This window comes from Mesorhizobium wenxiniae (assembly GCF_002284535.1).
GTDB classification, from domain to species: Bacteria; Pseudomonadota; Alphaproteobacteria; order Rhizobiales; family Rhizobiaceae; genus Mesorhizobium; species Mesorhizobium wenxiniae.
Genome location: NZ_NPKH01000034.1, coordinates 120,353 through 140,387 on the forward strand (window position 1 = coordinate 120,353; position 20,035 = coordinate 140,387).

Consider the following 20,035-nt stretch of genomic DNA (forward strand, 5'->3'; position numbering starts at 1 on the left):
CATGGGTGACTTGCCGGGCGCACGCCCGAGGCCCGCTCTTCGGCGTGCGAATGAGATGTGCTGTGAATGATCGTTGCGACCGATGTCATGCCGGCGCCTTCGCCCCAGGCAGCAGCCAGCCGTCATCGATCTCGGGCAGCGGGATGGCTGCGAGAAGATCGCGCGTGTAGGCCTGCCGCGGGTTCGCGAACAAAGCGTCGGTGGCGCTTGCCTCGACAATCACGCCTTCGCGCATGACGATCACTTGCCGGCAAAGCCGCCGGATTACCGACAGGTCGTGGCTGATGAAGGCGACGGTCAGGCCCATTTCGGCCGCCAGCCGTTCCAGCAGCGTCAGGATCTGTGCCTGGGTCGACACGTCGAGGCCGGAGACGATCTCGTCGGCCAGCACGAATTTCGGCGACAGCGCCAGCGCCCGGGCAATGCCGACGCGCTGGCGTTGGCCGCCCGACAGCTGGTGACGATAGCGGCTGGCGAAACTTAGCGGCAGGCCGACGCGCTGCAGCGCCTCCGCGACACGATCCTTGAGATTGTCGCCAAACCCGTTTTGCCTGAGTGGGGCGGCGATAATGCTGAAGATGGTGCGGCGCGGATTAAGCGACGACATCGGATCCTGGAAGATCATCTGCAGGTTGCGGCGCAGCGGCCTGAGCTCCGCCTCCGGCAGATGCGTGATATCGCGGCCGTCGAAGATGATGCTGCCGGCGCTCGGCTCCAGGAGGCGCACCAAAGCGCGACCGAGCGTCGATTTGCCGGATCCGGATTCGCCGACGATGCCGGTCACCGATCCCCTGGGCAGCTCGAAATCGAGCCCTTTGAGGATCTCGGCCATCGGCGCCCGGCCGATCAGTGGTTTGCGCGTCATGTCCGGCAACGCGACCTTCAGCTCGCGCACGGAAAACAGCGGATCAGCCATGCGGTCGCCTCCAGGCCTGGTCGGCAGCGGCGATCTCCGAGGCCAGCCCGGCCAATACCGCCTCGTCCACCGGTTTCAGCGAGGCGAACGGATCGGTGTAGCGCGGTGTTGCCGCCATCAACGCTCGCGTGTAGGGGTGCTGCGGAGCCGCGAACAGCGCCGCCGTCTCGGTCTCCTCCACCACCTTGCCGGCATAGAGGACCGACACTTTCTGGCTGATCTTGGCGACGACGCCGAGATCATGGGTGACGAACAGGATCGCCGTGCCGTGCTCGCGCTGCAATTGCGCGATCAGCCGCAAAATCTGCTTCTGCACGGTTACGTCTAGCGCCGTGGTCGGCTCGTCGGCGACGATCAACCTTGGTTCGGCGGCGAAGGCTGCGGCGATCAGCACGCGCTGGCGCATGCCGCCGGAAAGCTCGTGCGAATAGCATTTGAGGACGCGGTCCGGGTCGCGGATCTGTACCGCGTCGAGCAATTGGCGGATGCGGGCGTCGGCTCGCGGCCCACTCCATCCGAGGATGCGCACCAGCCGGTCGGTCATCTGCGGACCGATGCGGCGCGACGGATTGAGCGCGGTCAGCGGGTCTTGAGGGATCAGTGCGGTGCGCGCTCCGATCAGCGTGCGCCTCGCCTTTGGCTGAAGCCGGCCGAGGTCCTCGCCCTCGAGCAGCATATCGCCTTCGACGACGCGCACGCTGGGTGGCAGCACGCCGAGTACCGCCTTGCCGATCATCGTCTTGCCGGCGCCGCTCTCGCCGACCAGCGCGCGAACTTCGCCCGGTTGAACGGAGAGCGACACCGACCTCAGCACGCGCGCGCCATTCGGCAGCACGGCGCTCAACGACTGAATGTCGAGGCAAGGTCTCGTGGCGTTCATCGCAGCACCGGATCGAAACGCGCCTTGAGACCCTCGCCGAACTGGCTGAACGACAGAACCGTCAGGATCAGGGTGACCAGCGGGAACACCAGCACCCACCACGCCTGATGGATCGACAGGCGGCCCTCGGCGATGATGCCGCCCCAGGTCGGATCGTCGGTCGAGATCGACAGGTTGACGAAGGACAGGATCGCCTCGACGATCACGGCGATCCCCATTTCGAGCGACAGCAACGCGACGATCGACGGCACCACATTGGGCAGCACTTCGCGCAGCATGATACCGATGCGGCCATAGCCGGCGATGCGGGCGTTCTCGACATAATCCATGCGCGCCTGGCCCATGGTCTCGGCGCGGATCACCCGGCAGAAGCGCGTCCAGTCGATGACGGCGATGGCAATGATGACCGAGCTCAGACCGGTGCCGAGCACGGCAACCAGCAGGATGGCGAACAGCACCGGCGGAAACGCCATCCAGACGTCGACGATGCGCGAGATGATGCGATCGGCCCAGCCGCCGAAATAGCCTGCTATCAGGCCGAGCGTCGAGCCAATCAGGCAGGCGGCCAAGGCCGCCGCGAAGGCGACGATCAAGGCGATGCGGGCGCCGAAGATCAGCCGTGACAGGAGATCGCGGCCGAGGCTGTCGGTGCCGAGCCAGAAGCCGGGCTCCGCGCCGCTCATCCAAAAGGGCGGCAGGCGTTCGAACATCAGATCTTGCGCCAGCGGGTTCTGCGGTGCGATCAGCGGCGCGAAGATCGCGGCAAGCGAAGCCAGCAGCAGCCAGCCGCCGGCCAGCCACAGCCTTGCGCCCGAGCCATGTCTTGAAATGCGGCCCTCATCCATGCCGCAGCCTCGGATTGAGCAGCGCATACATCATGTCGACGGTGAGGTTGATCAGCACGAACAGCAGCGCGAAGACCAGCACGATGCCCTGGATCAGCGGCAGGTCGCGGTTGATGACGGCGTCGATCGCCATGTTGCCGAGGCCTTCATAGGAAAACAGCCGTTCGACGATGACCGTGCCGCCGATCAGGAAGGTGAACTGCACGCCGACCAGAGTGAGCGTCGGCAGGGCGGCGTTCTTCAGCGCCTCACGCAAAATGACCTGCGTTTCCGAAAAGCCCTTCACCCGCGCCAGCACGACGTAATCGAGGTCGAGCACTTCCTTCAACGACTGTTTCAACAGCTGCGAGATGATCGCGGCGAGCGGCAGCGCCAGGGCCACGGCCGGCATCAGCATGTGCCCGAGCAGGTCCTTGGTCAGGTCGAAGCGCAGCCGCACGATGCTCTCGAACAGATAGAACTGGGTGACGAAGGGCAGGTCGAGCTGCGGCGACACCCGGCCGGAAATGTCGAACACCGGCACCAGCACGCCGAACAAAAGAATCAGCACTAGGCCCCACAAAAAGTCGGGAATGGAAAGCGCTGCACCGCTGGCGATTTCGATGCCGGCTTCGACTGCCGTGCCGCGCTCGCGTGCGCCGAGGATCGCCGTCGTGCCGCCGATCGCCAGCGCCATCAACAGCGCGACGATGGCGAGTTCCAGTGTCGCCGGCAGCCGGTTGAAGACCAGGCCCAGCACATCCTGCCGGAGCGAGATCGAGGTGCCGAAATCGCCCCTGATGACGCCGGACAGCCAGATAAAGAACTGCTGGACGATGGTTTTGTCGAGCCCGTAGAGCGCGCGCAGCCGGGCGATGTCGGCATCGGTCGCGCCGGGCGGCAGCATCATCGCAACCGGATCGCCGGGCGCGACGCGAATGACGACAAAGACCACGACGGCGACGCCGAGCAGCGTGATCGCCATTGTCAAAAGACGGATCAGGAATCTTTGCAGCAGCATGGTCGCCTGTATGCCTGGCGGAAAATGCGCGCCGTCATTGCGGACGGCGCGCGGCGATCCCTGGCCGATGTCAGGCCGGGGTCATCAGCGCCGGCAAAAGCGCGCCGGACACATGCTGCACGACGTTGACGCCCTTGGCGTGCACGATCGGCTGCGCATACTGGATCAGCGGCAGCACATAGGCCTGTTCGGCGATGTATTTGTCGACAGCCTTCCAGCCGGCGATGCGCTTGGTCTCGTCCTTCTCGCCCCATAGCGGGTTGATCATGTCGATCAGATCCTGGCTGTCCCACACCGAATGCGGGCTCGGGCCATAGGTGGCAAAGCCGGTCGAGGTGGTCGGATCGCCGATGGCGTTGCCCCAATTGTAGAAGGCGGCCGGGGCCAGCTTGTCGGCGGCGCGCAGCTCGTAGTGCTTGGCGATCTCGTAGACCTCGATCGAGGCCTCGATGCCGACCTTGCGCCACATGCCGACGATCGCCTGGACCATCTCGTAATCCTTGGGCTTGAAGCCCTTAGTCGTCTGAATCGTGAACTTGACCGGCTTCTCCGGCGAGTAGCCCGACGCGGCCAGCAATTCCCTAGCTTTTTCCGGATTGTGCTCGACCTTGATTGACGGGTCGTAGGCCTCGTATTCCGGCGTCTCCAGCGTATCGATCGGCTGGCCGTAGCCGCGCAGCAGCCGGTCGACGAGCAGCTTCTTGTCGACCGCCATCACCGCGGCCTGGCGGACGTTCTTGTCCAGCATCACGTCGATGTCGTTGAAGAAGATCATGCCGATGTCGGAAACGTTCTTGCACGAGCCGGCAAGCCCGTCCTTGGCGATCAGGCGATCATATTCCTCATAGGGGATTTCGAGCGTCACCTGCGAAGAACCGGACTCGATTTCGGCAACGCGGCTCGCTGCGTCGGTGACGAACTTGATCGTCACATTCTCGAAGGCCGGCTTGCCGCCCCAATAGTTCGGGTTGGCCTTGAGCCGCAGGAAGGCGTTGCGCTCGAACTTGTCGACCATGTAAGGGCCGGTGCCGATCGGGGCTTTCTCGAAGCCTTCGGCGCCGACCTTCTCGTAGTAGGCCTTCGGCATGATGTAGCCGGTCAGGAACGACATCCACTTAAAATACACCGGGTCGAACTGCACGACGTCGCCAGTGATCTTGTTGCCGGCGATCTTGAAGTTGTTGACGTTCTTCCAGACGAACTGGATCGGATTCCCGGTCTTTTCGTCGCCCGCCCGCTGCAGCGACCACACCACGTCCTCGGCGGTGAACGGCGAGCCGTCATGCCAGGTGACGCCCTCCCGCACCGTAATCATGATCTTGCTGCGGTCGTCGTTCCAGCCCCATTCGGTGAGCAGGCCCGGCGCAAAGGAAAGGTCCGGCTTCTGCGGGATGAACTGATCGAACACCGACTGGTAGAGGCCCTGGATCGTCGGGTTGACCGCCGAAGGCCCGGTTGTCGGGTCCCAGGACGGCAGGTTGACGTTGTAGGCGATGGTCAGTTCGCCGGCTGCCTTGGCTATTTGCGGCAGGCCGATGACGGTGGCGCCAAGTGCTGCTGCGCCATATCCGAGCAATTCTCGTCTGTTGATTGTCATGGTCGTTCCCCTGTTGGTTTTCTATGCGCGTCGTTATCATGCAGTGGGTTCAGGCTCCTTGGGCAACCGCGCATTGCCTCTCCTTCACCCGCAAGTGTTTTGAATTCTACCTCCCGCCAAGCTGTTGGGCGAGCATATAGCCCGAGGCCGCGCCTGTGCCGGCGCCCGGCCATGTTGCAGCACCGGTGAGATGCAAATTCATAACCGGCGTGTTCCAGCCGGCAAAACCGCGCGCCGGACGAAACAGAAAATTCTGCGCCAGATGATGGCTGCCGCAAATCTGGTCGCCGCCGACGAGGTTGGGGTTCTCGCGTTCGAGGTCGAGGGGCGAGAACACGGCACGGCCGAGGATATTCCGGCGAAGGTTGGGCGCATAGGTATCGAGGATGTCGAGAACGCGCTCGGCGTAGCGTTCTTTGACCTGATCCCAATGAGCTGGCGCGATCTTGCCGGCCGCATCGCTAATGATTTCGGCGGGCAGCATCCGCACCTGTACCCACAGAACGTGCTTGCCTTCCGGCGCCCGCGATGCATCGACCGCAGTCGGTTGGCCGACGACAAGGACCGGCTCGTCCGGCAGCATGCCGGATATTGCCTGCTGATAGGTCCGCGACATGGCGTCGAGCGACGGCGAAAGATGGACGTAGGCGAATTGCCGAAGCTCGGCGCCGGCGCGCCAGTCCGGCAGATCGTCAAGCGCCAGATGGATCATCATCGTGCCCGGCGCATGTCGGAATTTTTTCATCGCCGTGTCGAAGCCGGCGTCGCCGGAACCATCGGGCAAAAGCTTTCCGGTTAGCGCCCCGGGTGCAACGCCGGCGATCACCGCCTTGGTGGCAGTATGGGTCTCGCCGGAAGCAAGCCGCACGCCTGTCGCTCGGCCGCCGGACACCGTGATCTCGGCCACCTCAGCACCGGTGCTAATCTGGCCGCCGGCAACGGTGACCATGCCGGTCAGCGCGCGGATGATGGTGTCGGCGCCGCCCTTGCCGAGCACCATGCCGAAGCACTGGTTGGCCATCGATTCCAGATAGGGGAACACCGCGCCGCCGGCGATGTCAGGGGCGAAGTCGAGATGCATGCCCCAGGTGGCGAGCGTCGCCCTGACATGCGGCGACTCGAAATTCTCCTCGAGCCACGAGCGTGGTGATGAGAGCAGCAGCCGGCCGGTGTCGAGCGCGCCGGCAAGGCCCTTCTTGCGCCACAGGTTCCATGCGGTGCCGGCCAGCGCCCGACCGCTCATCTGTGAGCCGAGCAGCCGAAACAGATGCTCGGCTTCCCCCGGGAAGGCGCCGACCAGCCGGCGCCATGTGGCGGCGTCGGTTGCGGAAAAAGTTGCCATGCGCGACGCGGTCTTTTCCAGATCGTTGCTGACGCCGAACCACCGTCCGTCGGGAAAGGCGCTGGCAAAGCAATCGGCGACCGGCGCAAATTCCAGCCCATGGCTTTTCAATTCATTTGCATATTTCTTGTGAAAGGCCGAGCCGGCGAACAGGCTCAGATTCATCGCGCCGAAATCGTGCCGGAAGCCGGGAAGCGTGAATTCGCGGCTCTGGACGGCGCCGCCGATAGTTGCGCTGCGCTCAAAAATCCCGGTGTTCCAACCTTTGAGCGCCAGATGCGCGGCGCATGCCAAACTGTTGTGGCCTGCCCCGACGAATATGGCGTCAAACTCGCTCACACCCCACCCAACCCATTTCCTTTATGCTTAAAGATAATTGCAGATGCATATGTTTTAGTCTAGTAGGATATTAAGGGCCGCGAAGAGCCTTGATCATCACCAAGAAAGAGGGAATAGAGACCATGGACACGCAACAACTCCTCGGCGAGGTCGCCGGCCAGCTTCTTTCAGGCACCATCCAGGTGGTCGACCTGACGGCGCCGCTCGGGCCCAACACGCCGCTGATCAAGCTGCCGCCGGAGCTGGCGGTGGACACGCCGAAGGTCGAGATCCACGCCATCTCCCACTATGACAAGAACGGTCCGTGGTGGGCATGGAACTGGCTGAAGCTCGGCGAACACTCGGGCACGCATTTCGACGCGCCGCAGCACTGGATTACCGGCAAGGATTATCCGGACGGTGCCACCGACACCATTCCGGTTCAGAATTTCGTCGGCCCGGTCAATGTCATCGACTGCTCGAAGCAAGCCGCCGCCGACAACGATTTCCTCCTCACAGTCGACCACATTAAGGCGTGGGAAGCCGAGCACGGCCCGATTAGCGCCGGCGAATGGGTGGTGATGCGCACCGACTGGTGTAAGCGCAACGGCTCGGAAGCCGAATTCCTCAACGCCGACGAGACCGGACCGCACACGCCCGGACCGACGGCCGAGGCCATCCAGTACCTGATCAGCAAAGACATCAAGGGCTGGGGCAGCGAGACGATCGGCACGGATGCTGGCAAAGCAGGGGGAATGGAGCCGCCATTCCCGGCGCACAGCCTGATGCACAAGGCGAACCGCTACGGCCTCGCCAGCTTGTGCAATCTCGACCGGCTGCCGCCGAAAGGCGCGATCCTGATCGCCGCACCGCTCAAAATCGAGCACGGCACCGGCAGCCCGATCCGCGCACTGGCTCTGGTGCCAAGGCATTAGGACGAGGTGGCGGTCTTCGGGAGAAGATCATGCTTGTAGGCAATGCTGTAGTGACGGATTTGGAGCGGCAGCCTTGTAGCGCCGTCGCTCTACGGCGCCCCCCTCTGTCCTGCCGGACATCTCCCCCACGAGGGGGGAGATTGGCAGCTTCGGCGAGGCGCTTGTTCCTGCGACATTGGAGATTGGTGAAGGCCGTAGCGACGGCCGATCTCCCCCCAAGTGGGGGAGATGTCCGGCAGGACAGAGGGGGGCGCGAAGGAACGCCAACCCGCGCAATTGACTCCAACCTCCCGAGGACGAGGAGCAATCGCAGATGAACGCGCCCGATCACATCATCGTCGGCAGCGGCATCAACGCGCTGGTCTGCGCGGCGATGCTTGGCGGCAAGGGGGCAAAGGTGCTGGTGCTCGAGCGCAACGACCGCATCGGCGGTTGCATGCGCACTGAGGAGATCACCGCGCCCGGCTTCATCCACGACGTGATGGCGACGACCTTCGTACTGTTCATCACCTCGCCTGCCTATGCGGCGCTGGGCAAGGATCTGGCGCGGCACGGCCTGGAATTCTGCAACACCGGCACGCCGACCGGCGTGCTGCGGCCGGACGGCAGCTATGCCATCCTGCGCACCGATCGGCCCGCCAATGTCGCGGCTGCCAATGCGCTTGCCGCAGGCGATGGCGACCGGCACGGCAGCGACGTCGGCGAGATCGAGCGCAATGCCGGCCTGCTGTTCGGGCTGCTCGGCGGCAGCCTGTGGTCTTACCCCACGACCAGGCTGCTTGCGGGCGAAGCATGGCGGCGCGGCCCGCGCGGCCTTGCCGCCTTTCTCGGCGATGCGCTGGTGCCGGCGCGCGGCTGGCTGGAGAACACTTACCAGTCGGAGATCACCCGGGCGCTGTGGGCGCCCTGGGTGCTGCATGCCGGCCTTGGGCCTGAAGACGCGTTCTCCGGCCAGATCGCCAGGGTTATCGCCTTTGCGCTGGAAGCTGCCGGCGCGCCGATCGTCAAGGGCGGCGCTGGGAATCTGCTGTCCGCCTTCGAAGCGCTGATCAAGGAGCGCGGCGGCGTGATCCGGACTGAAGGGGACGTTGCCTCCATCATCCAGAGCGGAGGCCGAGCCACCGGCGTACGGCTGGCTTCGGGCGAAACGGTCACCGCGAAGAAGAGCGTGATCTGCTCGGTCACGCCGACCCATCTCTACGGGCGGCTGCTCGGCGACGCGGCTCCGAAAGCCGACCTCGAGGCGGCGCAGAAATACCGCTACGGCAAGGGCAATTTCCAAATACACTATGCCCTGGACAAGCCGCCCGCATGGCGCGGCGAGGGCCTGGCAAAGGTCGCGCTGCTGCATCTGACACCGGGGCTCGACGGCGTGTCGAAAGCCTGCAACGAGGCCACGCGCGGCATGCTGCCGGAGGTGCCGACCATCTGCGTCGGCCAGCCGCATGCGCTCGATCCTTCGCGCTGTCCGGAAGGCAAGGCGATCCTGTGGCTGCAACTGCCCGAGGCGCCACGCCATATCAACGGCGATGCCGCCGGCAAACTGCAGACACCGGCCGACTGCCGCTGGACCGACGCGCTGCGCGAGGCCTACGCGGACCGTGCCGAAGCGATCCTCGCCAGCCATATCGACGGGTTCAAGGACAGCGTCATTGCACGCCGCGCCTATTCGCCGGCCGATCTGGAAGCGATCAACGTCAATCTGGTCGGCGGCGATCCCTATGGCGGCTCATCGACCATCGACCAGTCGTTCCTATGGCGGCCGTTCAAGACGAGCTGCAATCACGATACCGGGATCAAGGGCCTCTACCATATCGGAGCCTCGACCCATCCCGGCGCCGGGCTTGGCGGCGGTTCCGGCTTTCTGCTGGCGGGGAGGCTGTGATGGAACAGAAGGTTGAAAAGCGCCAGCGCATCTCGACACTGGGCCAGATCGGACTGCAGCAATTCGCGCCCTATCTGATGAACCGCATCATGGGCCGCTACAACGCCACCTTGCGCGACGATTTTCGCAAGCAGGGCCTGACCATCCCACAGGTGCGCACACTCGCCGTGCTGTCGGTCGCCGACGGCGTCACCGTCAACGATCTCTCGGTCTACACGGTCATCGAACAATCCACGTTGAGCCGGACGCTCGACACGCTGGAAGCGCAAGGGTTTGTGCGGCGGGAGCAGGGGGTCACCGACAGCCGCATCCGCCATGTGTTCCTGACCGACGAGGGTCGCGCCGAGTTCAGCCGCGCCTGGCCGGCCATGCACGACGCGTTCGAGGCGATGTTCGACGACGTCGATGATGCCGAATATGCGGCGCTGATCGCGACGCTGCAGAAGATGCTGAAGAACATTCGCAAGCACGACATTTGATCTTACGCGCTGCCGGATGCCGGCGGTAACGGAAGGAGCCCAAAATGGCCGAACGGTCTTTTGCCAAGGAAGTCGAAAAGCTCAGGCTCGGCGCCGGCGAGGAGTTTTCCGGCGAGGGCATTCTCGCCATCACCAAGGCGCTGCTGCAATGCGGCGTCGGCTATGTCGGCGGCTATCAGGGCGCGCCGATCAGCCATCTGATGGATGTGCTGGCCGATGCGCAGGATATTCTGGGCGAGCTCGGCGTGCATTTCGAGGCGAGCGCCTCGGAAGCCACCGCCACCGCCATGCTGGCCGCATCGGTGCATTATCCGATCCGCGGTGCGGCGACCTTCAAGTCGACAGTCGGCACCAATGTCGCGTCGGACGCGCTCGCCAATCTCGCCTCGGGCGGCGTCACCGGCGGCGCGCTGATCATCGTCGGCGAGGATTATGGCGAGGGCTCCTCGATCATGCAGGAGCGCAGCCACGCCTTTGCCATGAAAAGCCAGGTCTGGCTGCTCGACCCGCGGCCGAACCTGCCGTCGATCGTCAAGGCGGTGGAGGACGGCTTCGAGCTGTCCGAGGTTTCCAACACGCCTGTCATGCTGCAGGTCCGCATCCGCTGCTGCCACGTCCATGGCCGTTTCATCGCCAAGGACAACAAGCGGCCGACCATGACGGTGGCTGATGCGCTCGACGCGCCGCGCCGCGACACCGGCCGCATCGTGCTGCCGCCCGCCTCTTTCCTGCACGAGAAGGAAAAGGTGCAGAAACGCTGGCCAGCGGCGGTCGATTTTATCCGCAAGAATAAGATCAACGAGTTCTTCGGTCCCGAGCACGGCTCGGTCGGCATCGTCATGCAGGGCGGCATGTACAATTCGGTCGTCCGAGCGCTGCAACGGCTAAGCCTTGCTGACACCTATGGTGTGACAGACGTGCCGCTCTACGTGCTGAATGCCGTCTATCCCTTGGTCGACGACGAGTTCCTGTCCTTCTGCGAGGGCAAGGACGCTGTGCTCGTCGTCGAGGAAGGCCAGCCCAATTATATCGAGCAGGCTTTCGCATCGATGCTGCACAAGGCCGGGCGTGGCACGAAACTCGTCGGCAAGGAGCACCTGCCGATGGCCGGCGAATACACCGGCCAGGTCATGCTCGACGGCATCGGATCGTTCCTGCGCGCCACCATCCCGCACCTGCTGCCGGGCGAAGTCCGCGCGCCGAACAAGATCGGCGACGGGCTGGATACCGCCGACCTGATCAACGTCGTTCCGGGCCGTCCGCCCGGCTTCTGCGTCGGCTGTCCGGAACGGCCGATCTTCGCCGCCACCAAGCTGGTCGAGCAGGAGCTGGGCAAGCACCACATCGCCTCCGACATCGGCTGCCATCTGTTTTCGATCATGCCGCCTTTCGAGCTTGGCGCTACTACCATGGGCTACGGGCTGGGGCCGGCCTCGGCCTCAGCGTTCAATTCGCCCGATGCCAAGCGCCGGTCGATCTCCTTCGTCGGCGACGGCGGCTTCTGGCACAACGGCCTGACCTCGTCGATCGGCAACGCCGTGTTCAACAAGAACGACGGCGTCATCGTCATCGTCGACAATTTCTATTCGGCGGCGACGGGAGGGCAGGACATTCTTTCATCCCGCGCCGGCAACAATACGAAATCGACCAAGCATCCGATCACCGAGGCGGTGAAGGGCATGGGCGTCAAATGGCTGCGCCACATCGACCGCACCTATGACGTGACCAAGATGCAGGACACGCTGCGCGAGGCGCTGACGACGGACGAGAAGGGCCCAAAAGTCATCGTCGCCTCGTCCGAATGCATGCTGAACCGGCAGCGCCGCGAAAAGCCGCTGGTCGACAAGGCGATCAAGGGCGGGAAAAGGATCGTCAAGCCGAAATTCGGCGTCGACGAGGACATCTGCACCGGCGACCATGCCTGCATGCGGCTTTCCGGCTGCCCGTCGCTGTCGGTGAAGTCGCTGGACGATCCGCTGCGCGACGATCCGGTGGCGCATATCGACCAGAGCTGCGTCGGCTGCGGCAATTGCGGCGAGGTTGCCGATGCGGCGGTGCTGTGCCCGTCCTTCTACCGCGCCGACGTGGTGCACAATCCCAGCCGCTGGGACCGTTTCCTCGAAGCCGCGCGTCGCGCCACGATCAGCCTCTTGCAGCGGCGCCGTGAAAGCCGGCGCCTGACATTCGCCGATGCTTGACGCCGTTCCCTCATCGCGCTCGAACGCCGGTGCTCCCGAAAACGAACGCGTCATCAAGCTTGCCGTGCTGGCGGTCGGCGGCCAGGGCGGCGGCGTGCTCGCCGACTGGATTACCGACGTCGCCGAACGCAATGGCTATGTCGCGCAATCGACCTCGGTCGCCGGCGTCGCCCAGCGCACCGGCGCCACGATCTACTATGTCGAAATGTGCCGCGACACCGGCCGCCTGCCGGTCTTTGCGCTGTCGCCCTCGCAGGGCGACGTCGACATCTTGATCGCCGCCGAACTGATGGAAGCCGGCCGCGCCATCATCCGCGGCTTCGTCACGCCGGAGCGCACGACGCTGATTGCCTCGTCGCATCGCATCGCCGCGGTCTCGGAAAAGATCGAGCCCGGCGATGGCCGCGCCTCGTCCTCAAAGGTGCATGCCACGGCTGAAACGGCGGCCAAGCGCTTCATCGCCTTCGACATGGAGAAGATCGCCGCCGACAACGGCTCGATGATCTCGGCCAGCCTGCTCGGCGCGCTGGCCGGCTCCGATGCCTTGCCGTTCACACGCGAGAGCTATGAACAGGCGATCAGTGCCGGCGGCCGCGGCGTGAAGGCCAGCCTCGCCGCCTTCGGCGCGTCCTTTGATCGCGCCCGCGGCATCGCGAGTGCGCCACCTCCAGCCGAAAAAGCGGCGGAGCCGAAAGCTGCCGAAACCGGCTCTGGCGCGGCGGCAAAGGTGAGCGGCCCGGAAAGCCTGCTGAAGGGCTGGCAGGACCTTGCGGCGCGCGTCGCTGCGCTGCCGCTTGCCCTGCGCGACATGACGTTTCGCGGTCTGAAAAAGGTCGTCGACTATCAGGACATCGCCTATGGCGGCGAGTATCTCGACCGGCTCGACCAGGCCGTCGCTCTGGACGGTGCCGAGCACGACTACGCGCTATCGATATCAGCGGCAAAGCATTTGGCCAACGCCATGTGCTACGACGACATGATCCGCGTCGCCGACCTGAAGACGCGTTCGACGCGCGACAAGCGGGTGCGCCGCGAGGTCGGTGTCAAGGAGGGAACGATCCTCCAGGTGACCGAATATTTCCATCCGCGCATCGAGGAATTCTGCGGCACGCTGCCGTCCCGCCTCGGCAGTTACATCGAGACGCGGCCGAAGCTTGCCGCCTTCCTTGACCGCCGCATCAACCATGGCCGCCGCATCCGCACCGACAGTTTCGCCGGCTTCGTCGCGCTGTGGTTCATCGGCGGCCTGCGTCGCTGGCGCCGTCGCCTGCTGCGCCACAAGGTCGAGACCGCACATCTCGAGCACTGGTATGCGCTGGCGCTCGGCCATGTCAGGGACGACTACGCACTCTCCGTCGAAATCCTCAACTGTCGCCGCCTGATCAAGGGCTACAGCGACACCCATGCCCGCGCCCAGTCGAAATTCGACCGCGTGCTGTCGGCACTCGATCTGCTCAAGGGCCGCGCCGACGCCGCCGACTGGATCCGCCGCTTGCGCGAAGCCGCGTTGAAGGACGAGAAGGGCGAGATGCTCGACGGCGCGCTGAAAACTGTGGCGTCGTTGGGCTCGGATCTGGCAAATTGAAGCGCGTGCCTGCCTCAAGGAATTCATGTCTGATTTGCAATTCCACGACGTGTTTCTTTCGTCTCTCAGAATTCCGCATTTTGAGAGAGTGGAATTCCACATATGCGGCATAAAGATCGCGATGGACTCCGGACCTGATCAAGTCATCAAGGATCTCGTACTCTGCCCCTTCTACATCGAGTTTGAGAACGACCACGTCGTACAGCTCATGCTTCGCTCGGATCATCTGTGACAGCGAAAACGTTTCGACAAGGTCCGGGGCAAATCGCAGCGATTGATACAAGCTTTCGTTGTGGTCAGGGACGATCGAGCAACTTTGGTGGGTGGGCTCCGACCGGCCCGGAGGGGGACCAAATAATTCGGCGTAGCCATCTTTCACGCTTGCCGCCTTGCCGATGATCTCCATAGTCGCCTTTTCTGATCGCAAAGCATAAAGGTGCGCCAGGCAATTCTTGTTGGGCTCGACCAGAACGAAGTCGTAGCGGTCGGGTGTGTAGTACCGGGAAAAGTATTTGTACCCCTGACCGATGTTCGAACCACAATCGATAAACAATCCGCGACTTCGCCTTGCTGCCTTGAGCTTGGACAATGCCTGCCTTGCGTCCGTCGCAACGCGACGACGGAGCCATCGCGACCTAAAGGGTTCGCTCAGCGACAAGGCCGACAGTTGGAGGAACCGCCCAAGCCCCTCGGTTCTCAAGACGTCTGTTGCTTTCTGGGTCTTTTTAGTGAGCTTTGTTGCCAATTGGGCCGTCGGCCCCCGTAGCGGCAATGAACATCCTCGGCCTCCTGCCCCCGCCCGGGTGGACCGTTCAGTTCCGATAGGGGCTTGAACCTCGCACGGAGCTTCCGATCCCGCAGCGCCATTGGAAAACGAACACGGCAAAGTACGCTTAAATCTGGGCCTGTCTTCGTCCATTCGAGGGATGCCCTTTCTGGACGATCACATTGACACACGGAGCGGTTCCGGGGGGTTGACCGCACGCAACAGCGTTGTGGCGAGGTCCAGAAAGGAGATGACGGCGTCGCATCAATGGAGAGTGGCTTGATGGGGCCGGCCAGACGTAAGGTGGACTAACCGGCAGAGAGGAAGAAGCCTGACACGAATGGCGCCATTTGTGCCTCGGAACGCGTCTTGATGGAAAGGCTTTGAGCTTGCGGGCAGTGCACCTAAGCCTATGAAACAACTGGTGCCGCTTGCGTGACTCGAACACCTGACCCCATCATTACGAATGATGTGCTCTACCAACGGAGCTAAAGCGCCCGGGAAGCCAAGTCTTCCCAGATGCGCTGGTGATAGACGCAACGCTACGGAATGCAGTGCTTCTCGATGTCGCGCGCCGTGAACTCTGCTGCGCGTCGCCACGCTTCGTCGGTATCCCCGCGGTAGGTCAGGTATCGATCGCAGACAGGTTTGTTGTCGTTCAAATCCAGCACTGCGAACTTCACCCAGCCAACTAGCGTGCTCATCTTGTGCACCTGACCGATCAGGAGATATTTCGCGCTGACTGTTCTTGCCCGCTTCGAGAGATCGACAAGGCCGGGATCCCTAATGGTGCACTGTTCCGTCTGGCAGGGCAGCGCGACGAGGTCGATCTTCTGGTTGCCCGAAAGACCATCATGCAACGCAACGCCAAATGCCTTCAGTCGCGCCTCGTGTTCGGCGGTCTGGTCCCTGACTTCGCCTGATGTATCCTTGAACTCGAAATCCGCGACGGCAAGGATCGTGGGCTCGGCATCGGCAAAGGCGGCCGACGCAAGCACGCCAGCGCCGATCAGCGCCAGGAAAAATCGACCGCACTCAAAAAGTCGAAATCGAACCTCTGCGCATTGCACCTTGAGCATCTAGTTCTCCGAGGTTGGGACGATAGTCATCCCTTTGGCGGTGCCGATTGTCTCGTTGCGTTGTTGGAAGAGGCGGAAAGCAAGCGCAAGGCTATCCAGTTACGTCGCAACGTCAACTTTCCGCCCGTTACTGGGTGGACTCCACCTTGGCGACAACGAGCTTGCCTTGGGCGCGCGAGATTTCGAGTGCCTGGCCGGCCCCTGCCAACTCGCCCGGGACCGAGATCACGAACGCCTGGCCCTCGGTGAGGGTCGCGACGAAGCGTACTGGCAAACTTTCTTCGCCCGCCGCCATCGTGGTGACCACCCGGTAGCCGTCAGCCGCCTCCGTGTAGTAGACGACGCCGTGAAAGTTGCCGAGATCGACGCTCCCACCCTGACGGGCCGTGAGTTCGCCGGCAGAAGCGGAACCTGCCACAACGCAAAGCGCTGCAAGAGCTGTGTATCTGAACATCGTTTTCTCCTCTATTTATGATTTGCCGTTCGGCTGGATGGTCGCCTTCGGCTGCATCCAATAAAATCACGCTGCGAGCTGATCCTCGCGGGCAGCCGCGATCATCACATTCGCGAGCAATCCGTAGGCTGCCTCCCAAGCGTCGCGGACAGGCGGTGTAAAAGCCGGACCGAGGCCGACTGCCAGCGTCTCGATGAGCGCTTGCCCGACGATCGGGTAATGACGCTCCTCGACGCCGTAGGTCACGTGACGCTTGGCGAGCACGCGCACCGTCGGGAGGATGGTGTCGGCACGGTCCAATCCGTGCGCGACGAAGCCCAGGCTCGCCATCAGCTTGGCGCCTTGCTTGGTCATGTCTCTCACCGGAAACAGCGCGCGAAGGTCCGCGTCGATCGCGAACAGGCGGTCATAGAACAGCGCGGCGGCGGCCACGCGAATCGGCACGACCTCGCGAAAACTGTCCTGGACAAGTCTGATCTGGTCGGGTGTCATCGGCGACGCTCCTGCGTTCCTGGCTTGGGGTGACCATCGCCCCAAAGCGTTTCGCGTGCATGTCGCCTGCGCGCAGATGTGTTTCAGTTGTGTCTCGATAGTTTTTCAGTTCGCGCTCATTTGGCTTCTTTTTAGGTAGATCGTACTGAGGGTGCACGGGCCCCGTGCTCATCTCGCTTGATCCGGACCTGGTCATAGTTGAAAACCTAGGCGCGCGCGCCAGCTTGGAACTGCATCGGCAGTCGGTCATTATATCGGGGAGCCGGCTGCTCCTCCCCTATGCCCCCGTTCGGATGGAGAAATCATGCTGCGGATATTCATTGCTTCGTCTTTTCTTCTTGCCTTCGGTGCGCCCTCGACCACGCTCGCGCAGGACGGCAGCATCGAGAGCGAGACCGGCCGCATTGCGGTCGAGACCTTTGCCGAAGGGCTCGAACATCCCTGGGGCGCGACCTACCTGCCCGACGGCGCAATGCTGGTCACCGAGCGTCCGGGGCGCCTGCGGCTCGTCTCGACCGAGGGGGCCGTTTCCGATCCGATCGACGGTGTCCCGGACGTCCTCGCCAGCGGACAAGGCGGTCTGCTGGATGTGGCGCTCGATCCGGACTTTGCCAACAACCGGACGGTTTATCTCTCCTACTCGGAGGAACGCGGCGGCGGCGCGGCCACCTCCGTCGGCCGTGGACGTCTGGATAAGAACGGCAGCGCGCTTTCGAACTTCGAAGTGATCTTCCGGCAGGAACCAGCCGTGTCCAGCCGGCACCACTACGGCTCCCGCCTGGTATTCGCGCCGGACGGCAAGCTCTTCGTCACGCTCGGCGATCGCGGCAAGGCGCAACAGGCGCAGGACGCGAACAATCATCTCGGCACGGTCGTCCGCATCAATCCCGATGGTTCTGTGCCTGACGACAATCCTTTCGTCGGCAAGGACGGCGCCGATGAGATATGGTCCTACGGGCACCGCAATGTGCAAAGCGCTTCGATCCATCCCGAAACCCGCGTGCTCTGGACGGCGGAAATGGGACCGCGCGGCGGCGATGAGCTGAACATTCCGGAAGCAGGCAGGAATCACGGCTGGCCTGTGGTTAGCTGGGGCCGACATTATTCGGGCGAACGCATCCCCGATCCTTCCACGCGCCCGGAGTTTGCCGACTCCATCCATAGCTGGACGCCGGTCATCTCGCCTTCCGGCATGACCTTCTACACCGGCGACATGTTTGCCGATTGGCGAGGCGACCTCCTGATTGGCGGACTTTCGGCGGAAGGCATCGTTCGTGTCAGGATCGATGGAAAGCAGGTCGCCGGCGAGGAAGTCCTCGCTCTCGGCAGGCGTATCCGAGACGTGGTGCAGGCTCCCGACGGCGCGGTAATGGCGTTGACCGACGAGCCAGCGGGAAGGATATTGCGACTGGCGCCGGCAGCGTCGCAGTGAGCCCATGCGGCGCGACAGACGTGATTTTCTGAAACGTTGGGGTTGATCGCGCTGTGACATCCAACGTCTTGGAGGCCCGCTCTATCTAAAGTGATCGAGTTAAGGACGGTCGTCGCGGAATACTTCAGACACGACGTGGGCAACTTTCGTAGAGCAGCGCCAAATTAAAAGCAAAATCATTACCATCGAAAGCACGGAACAGAGAATAGCAAAAAGAGTCCTAGTACAGCTAGAAAATGGTCCGATGCTATCGTTAGTCTTCTCTAGTCCGAAAACAATTTCGAATACGATATTTCCAATCTAATAGAATTAATGTTGAAAGAGCAAGATGAGGATCGCACACGTAAATACAATTAAGAATATGGCGACGGAAAGAGTACGTTCCAACTTGTCACCATAACCTACAAGATCGGTTCGCCATGCCCAGATATCCAACTGCATGTTCCGTGTAGTCGAAACAGCCTGCACGCCGAGATAAAATGCCAGAAAGTCCTGCGACCGGCCGCGATGTAGACGCCGGTGCCGGCGCGCTAGGTCTTGAAGAGGCCGATCACCGGAACTGGGACCCGGGCGCTCACGGTAGCGACGCCATCGCAGATTAGATGGCGAAGCATTTCACAGAGGCCTGATGAACTCGTTCCTGAAAACTACCGATTGCTTCTGGCCGCATTGACCGTTTGGGTTAACCAACAACGTAACGACGTGCCGGAAACGTCGAGCCAAGTGAATTTCGACCCAAAAGTAAATGGCGCTCACTCAAATTGCGGAAAAAGGTCCAAGGGTTCGGTAACCAGACGCAACGATAGCTCCAATTCGAATAAGCGAAGTTTCTAATTGTTCAGAATCGCCCGGTAGCGTCCGGCCAAAGACAAAAGACAAGGAGGGTGCATTTTGAGGTATCGGGTGTGAAGGGCAAAGCCATTACAATGATCGGCATCGCCGCGGTGTTCGGCGCGGCCTCGATCTTTGCCGCCGATCTCTGGATTAAGAGCGAAGCAAACGCTCGTGCCGGAGGGATTTCGCTCGCAGTTCCGACACCCGCGCCGCCGGCGACGCAGTTTCAGACGATCGTCGTCGCCAGGGCGCCGCTGCGCTTCGGCATGGCGCTAGAGCGAACGCAACTGGCGGAAATTCCGTGGCCGAAGGATTCGCTTCCGCAGGGCGCCTTCACGACGATCAACGAAGCTTTGGCCGAGGGAAGTCGTGTCGTGCTTTCACCCCTCGAGATCAACGAGCCGCTTTTGCTTGCAAAACTGTCGGGTCCCAATGGGCGCGCGACGCTGTCGAACCTGCTTTCGCCCGGCATGCGGGCGGTGACAATCCGCACCGACGAAATAGCCGGCGTCGGCGGCTTCGTTATGCCCGGCGACCATGTCGACGTGGTGCTGACGCGCGACGCCGGCGCCATCACCGAAGTCGCGAAAAATGCCGAAGGCGCGGCCGGTTCGACGCTGACCAGCGAGATCGTGGTCGAGAGCGCCAAGGTGCTGACCGTCGGCCAGGGCGCCGACGAGCGGCAGATCAGTCCGCAGATCGCTAATTCTGTGACCATCGAGGTCAATGCCGAGGGCGCGCAGAAGGTGGCGCTGGCCCGCACGGTGGGCACGCTGTCGCTGTCACTGCGCGCCTCAAGCGAAGGCGGTGATTCGACAGACGGTTTGACGACCATCTCTTCATTCGGCGGCTCGGTGGCGGCCGGCGCGTCGGATGCTGCGGGCGCAGTCATCGAGGCAATCGCCGCAGAGGAGCCGGAAGCGCAAAAATTCAAGACCGTGATTGTGACGCGCGGCACCAACCCGCAATCCTATCAGGTTGTTGCGCCGGACAAGTGA

General features: G+C 62.8%; 16 protein-coding genes, 1 tRNA gene and 1 pseudogene. 7 read left to right on the forward strand and 11 right to left on the reverse strand.

The annotated features are described in order from the left end of the window. Window positions 1–85: 85 nt before the first annotated feature. The 6 genes from CIT31_RS26955 to CIT31_RS26980 form a co-directional block, all read right to left on the reverse strand. Entirely contained in the window at window positions 86–916 is an 831-nt protein-coding gene (locus CIT31_RS26955; protein ID WP_095521091.1) for an ATP-binding cassette domain-containing protein, read from the reverse strand. Continuing rightward, the gene (locus CIT31_RS26960) at window positions 909–1,796 is read right to left on the reverse strand and encodes an ABC transporter ATP-binding protein (protein WP_095521092.1); all 888 of its coding nucleotides are present in this window, start codon (window positions 1,794–1,796) and stop codon (window positions 909–911) included. The genes CIT31_RS26955 and CIT31_RS26960 overlap by 8 nt, the downstream gene beginning before the upstream one ends. Next, a complete protein-coding gene (locus CIT31_RS26965) occupies window positions 1,793–2,641 on the reverse strand; it encodes an ABC transporter permease (RefSeq protein WP_095521093.1) in 849 nt (282 codons plus the stop codon). Before CIT31_RS26965 ends, CIT31_RS26960 begins: the two co-directional genes overlap by 4 nt. Continuing rightward, complete coding sequence (locus tag CIT31_RS26970) at window positions 2,634–3,641, reverse strand: ABC transporter permease (RefSeq protein ID WP_095521094.1); 1,008 nt, start codon at window positions 3,639–3,641, stop codon at window positions 2,634–2,636. Before CIT31_RS26970 ends, CIT31_RS26965 begins: the two co-directional genes overlap by 8 nt. A gap of 70 nt (window positions 3,642–3,711) precedes the next feature. Next, a complete protein-coding gene (locus CIT31_RS26975; RefSeq protein ID WP_095521095.1) occupies window positions 3,712–5,238 on the reverse strand; it encodes an ABC transporter substrate-binding protein in 1,527 nt (508 codons plus the stop codon). 106 nt (window positions 5,239–5,344) lie between these two features. Then, window positions 5,345–6,919 carry a phytoene desaturase family protein gene (locus tag CIT31_RS26980; protein WP_095521096.1) on the reverse strand — a complete coding sequence of 525 codons (1,575 nt, stop codon included), beginning with the start codon at window positions 6,917–6,919 and terminating at the stop codon, window positions 5,345–5,347. A 122-nt stretch (window positions 6,920–7,041) separates the two neighbouring features. Between CIT31_RS26980 and CIT31_RS26985 the strand changes: the two genes are divergently transcribed. The 5 genes from CIT31_RS26985 to CIT31_RS27010 all read left to right on the forward strand — a co-directional run bounded on the left by CIT31_RS26985 (window position 7,042) and on the right by CIT31_RS27010 (window position 13,980). After that, on the forward strand, window positions 7,042–7,833 hold the full coding sequence (locus CIT31_RS26985) for a cyclase family protein (RefSeq protein ID WP_095521159.1): 792 nt from the start codon (window positions 7,042–7,044) through the stop codon (window positions 7,831–7,833). Between the two features lie 313 nt (window positions 7,834–8,146). Continuing rightward, on the forward strand, window positions 8,147–9,718 hold the full coding sequence (locus CIT31_RS26995; RefSeq protein WP_095521098.1) for a phytoene desaturase family protein: 1,572 nt from the start codon (window positions 8,147–8,149) through the stop codon (window positions 9,716–9,718). Then, window positions 9,718–10,197, forward strand: a complete 480-nt coding sequence (locus CIT31_RS27000) for a MarR family winged helix-turn-helix transcriptional regulator (protein WP_095521099.1) — start codon at window positions 9,718–9,720, stop codon at window positions 10,195–10,197. Before CIT31_RS26995 ends, CIT31_RS27000 begins: the two co-directional genes overlap by 1 nt. A 44-nt stretch (window positions 10,198–10,241) precedes the next feature. Continuing rightward, window positions 10,242–12,395 (forward strand): thiamine pyrophosphate-dependent enzyme, encoded by a 2,154-nt coding sequence (locus CIT31_RS27005; RefSeq protein ID WP_095521100.1) that lies wholly within the window; start codon window positions 10,242–10,244, stop codon window positions 12,393–12,395. Further along, window positions 12,388–13,980 carry an indolepyruvate oxidoreductase subunit beta family protein gene (locus CIT31_RS27010; protein WP_095521101.1) on the forward strand — a complete coding sequence of 531 codons (1,593 nt, stop codon included), beginning with the start codon at window positions 12,388–12,390 and terminating at the stop codon, window positions 13,978–13,980. The genes CIT31_RS27005 and CIT31_RS27010 overlap by 8 nt, the downstream gene beginning before the upstream one ends. Before the next feature lie 139 nt (window positions 13,981–14,119). Here the strand turns inward: CIT31_RS27010 and CIT31_RS27015 are convergent. From CIT31_RS27015 to CIT31_RS27035, 5 genes and pseudogenes are all read right to left on the reverse strand, one after another. Next, window positions 14,120–14,899 (reverse strand): annotated as a pseudogene (locus CIT31_RS27015) (FkbM family methyltransferase); the annotation flags it as partial. Window positions 14,900–15,168: 269 nt separating this feature from the next. Next, window positions 15,169–15,244, reverse strand: a tRNA-Thr gene (locus CIT31_RS27020). Between the two features lie 44 nt (window positions 15,245–15,288). Beyond that, a complete protein-coding gene (locus tag CIT31_RS27025; RefSeq protein ID WP_095521102.1) occupies window positions 15,289–15,825 on the reverse strand; it encodes a DUF2380 domain-containing protein in 537 nt (178 codons plus the stop codon). Between the two features lie 127 nt (window positions 15,826–15,952). Next, window positions 15,953–16,279: a hypothetical protein gene (locus CIT31_RS27030; protein WP_029357011.1), complete on the reverse strand. Its 327-nt coding sequence runs from the start codon at window positions 16,277–16,279 to the stop codon at window positions 15,953–15,955. A 66-nt stretch (window positions 16,280–16,345) separates the two neighbouring features. Continuing rightward, window positions 16,346–16,771, reverse strand: a complete 426-nt coding sequence (locus CIT31_RS27035; protein ID WP_095521103.1) for a globin family protein — start codon at window positions 16,769–16,771, stop codon at window positions 16,346–16,348. A gap of 304 nt (window positions 16,772–17,075) precedes the next feature. Here CIT31_RS27035 and CIT31_RS27040 point away from each other — a divergent pair, with 304 nt between their 5' ends. Both CIT31_RS27040 and cpaB read left to right on the forward strand, forming a co-directional pair. After that, on the forward strand, window positions 17,076–18,203 hold the full coding sequence (locus CIT31_RS27040; protein ID WP_095521104.1) for a PQQ-dependent sugar dehydrogenase: 1,128 nt from the start codon (window positions 17,076–17,078) through the stop codon (window positions 18,201–18,203). A gap of 905 nt (window positions 18,204–19,108) precedes the next feature. Then, complete coding sequence (gene cpaB, locus CIT31_RS27045) at window positions 19,109–20,035, forward strand: Flp pilus assembly protein CpaB (protein WP_245316481.1); 927 nt, start codon at window positions 19,109–19,111, stop codon at window positions 20,033–20,035.

Bases quoted from the DNA above. Each gene is read 5' to 3' on its own strand.
- CIT31_RS26955 (WP_095521091.1), bottom strand. From the start codon at position 916: ATGGCTGATCCGCTGTTTTCCGTGCGCGAGCTGAAGGTCGCGTTGCCG.
- CIT31_RS26960 (WP_095521092.1), bottom strand. From the start codon at position 1,796: ATGAACGCCACGAGACCTTGCCTCGACATTCAGTCGTTGAGCGCCGTG.
- CIT31_RS26965 (WP_095521093.1), bottom strand. From the start codon at position 2,641: ATGGATGAGGGCCGCATTTCAAGACATGGCTCGGGCGCAAGGCTGTGG.
- CIT31_RS26970 (WP_095521094.1), bottom strand. From the start codon at position 3,641: ATGCTGCTGCAAAGATTCCTGATCCGTCTTTTGACAATGGCGATCACG.
- CIT31_RS26975 (WP_095521095.1), bottom strand. From the start codon at position 5,238: ATGACAATCAACAGACGAGAATTGCTCGGATATGGCGCAGCAGCACTT.
- CIT31_RS26985 (WP_095521159.1), top strand. From the start codon at position 7,042: ATGGACACGCAACAACTCCTCGGCGAGGTCGCCGGCCAGCTTCTTTCA.
- CIT31_RS26995 (WP_095521098.1), top strand. From the start codon at position 8,147: ATGAACGCGCCCGATCACATCATCGTCGGCAGCGGCATCAACGCGCTG.
- CIT31_RS27000 (WP_095521099.1), top strand. From the start codon at position 9,718: ATGGAACAGAAGGTTGAAAAGCGCCAGCGCATCTCGACACTGGGCCAG.
- CIT31_RS27005 (WP_095521100.1), top strand. From the start codon at position 10,242: ATGGCCGAACGGTCTTTTGCCAAGGAAGTCGAAAAGCTCAGGCTCGGC.
- CIT31_RS27010 (WP_095521101.1), top strand. From the start codon at position 12,388: ATGCTTGACGCCGTTCCCTCATCGCGCTCGAACGCCGGTGCTCCCGAA.
- CIT31_RS27025 (WP_095521102.1), bottom strand. From the start codon at position 15,825: ATGCTCAAGGTGCAATGCGCAGAGGTTCGATTTCGACTTTTTGAGTGC.
- CIT31_RS27030 (WP_029357011.1), bottom strand. From the start codon at position 16,279: ATGTTCAGATACACAGCTCTTGCAGCGCTTTGCGTTGTGGCAGGTTCC.
- CIT31_RS27035 (WP_095521103.1), bottom strand. From the start codon at position 16,771: ATGACACCCGACCAGATCAGACTTGTCCAGGACAGTTTTCGCGAGGTC.
- CIT31_RS27040 (WP_095521104.1), top strand. From the start codon at position 17,076: ATGCTGCGGATATTCATTGCTTCGTCTTTTCTTCTTGCCTTCGGTGCG.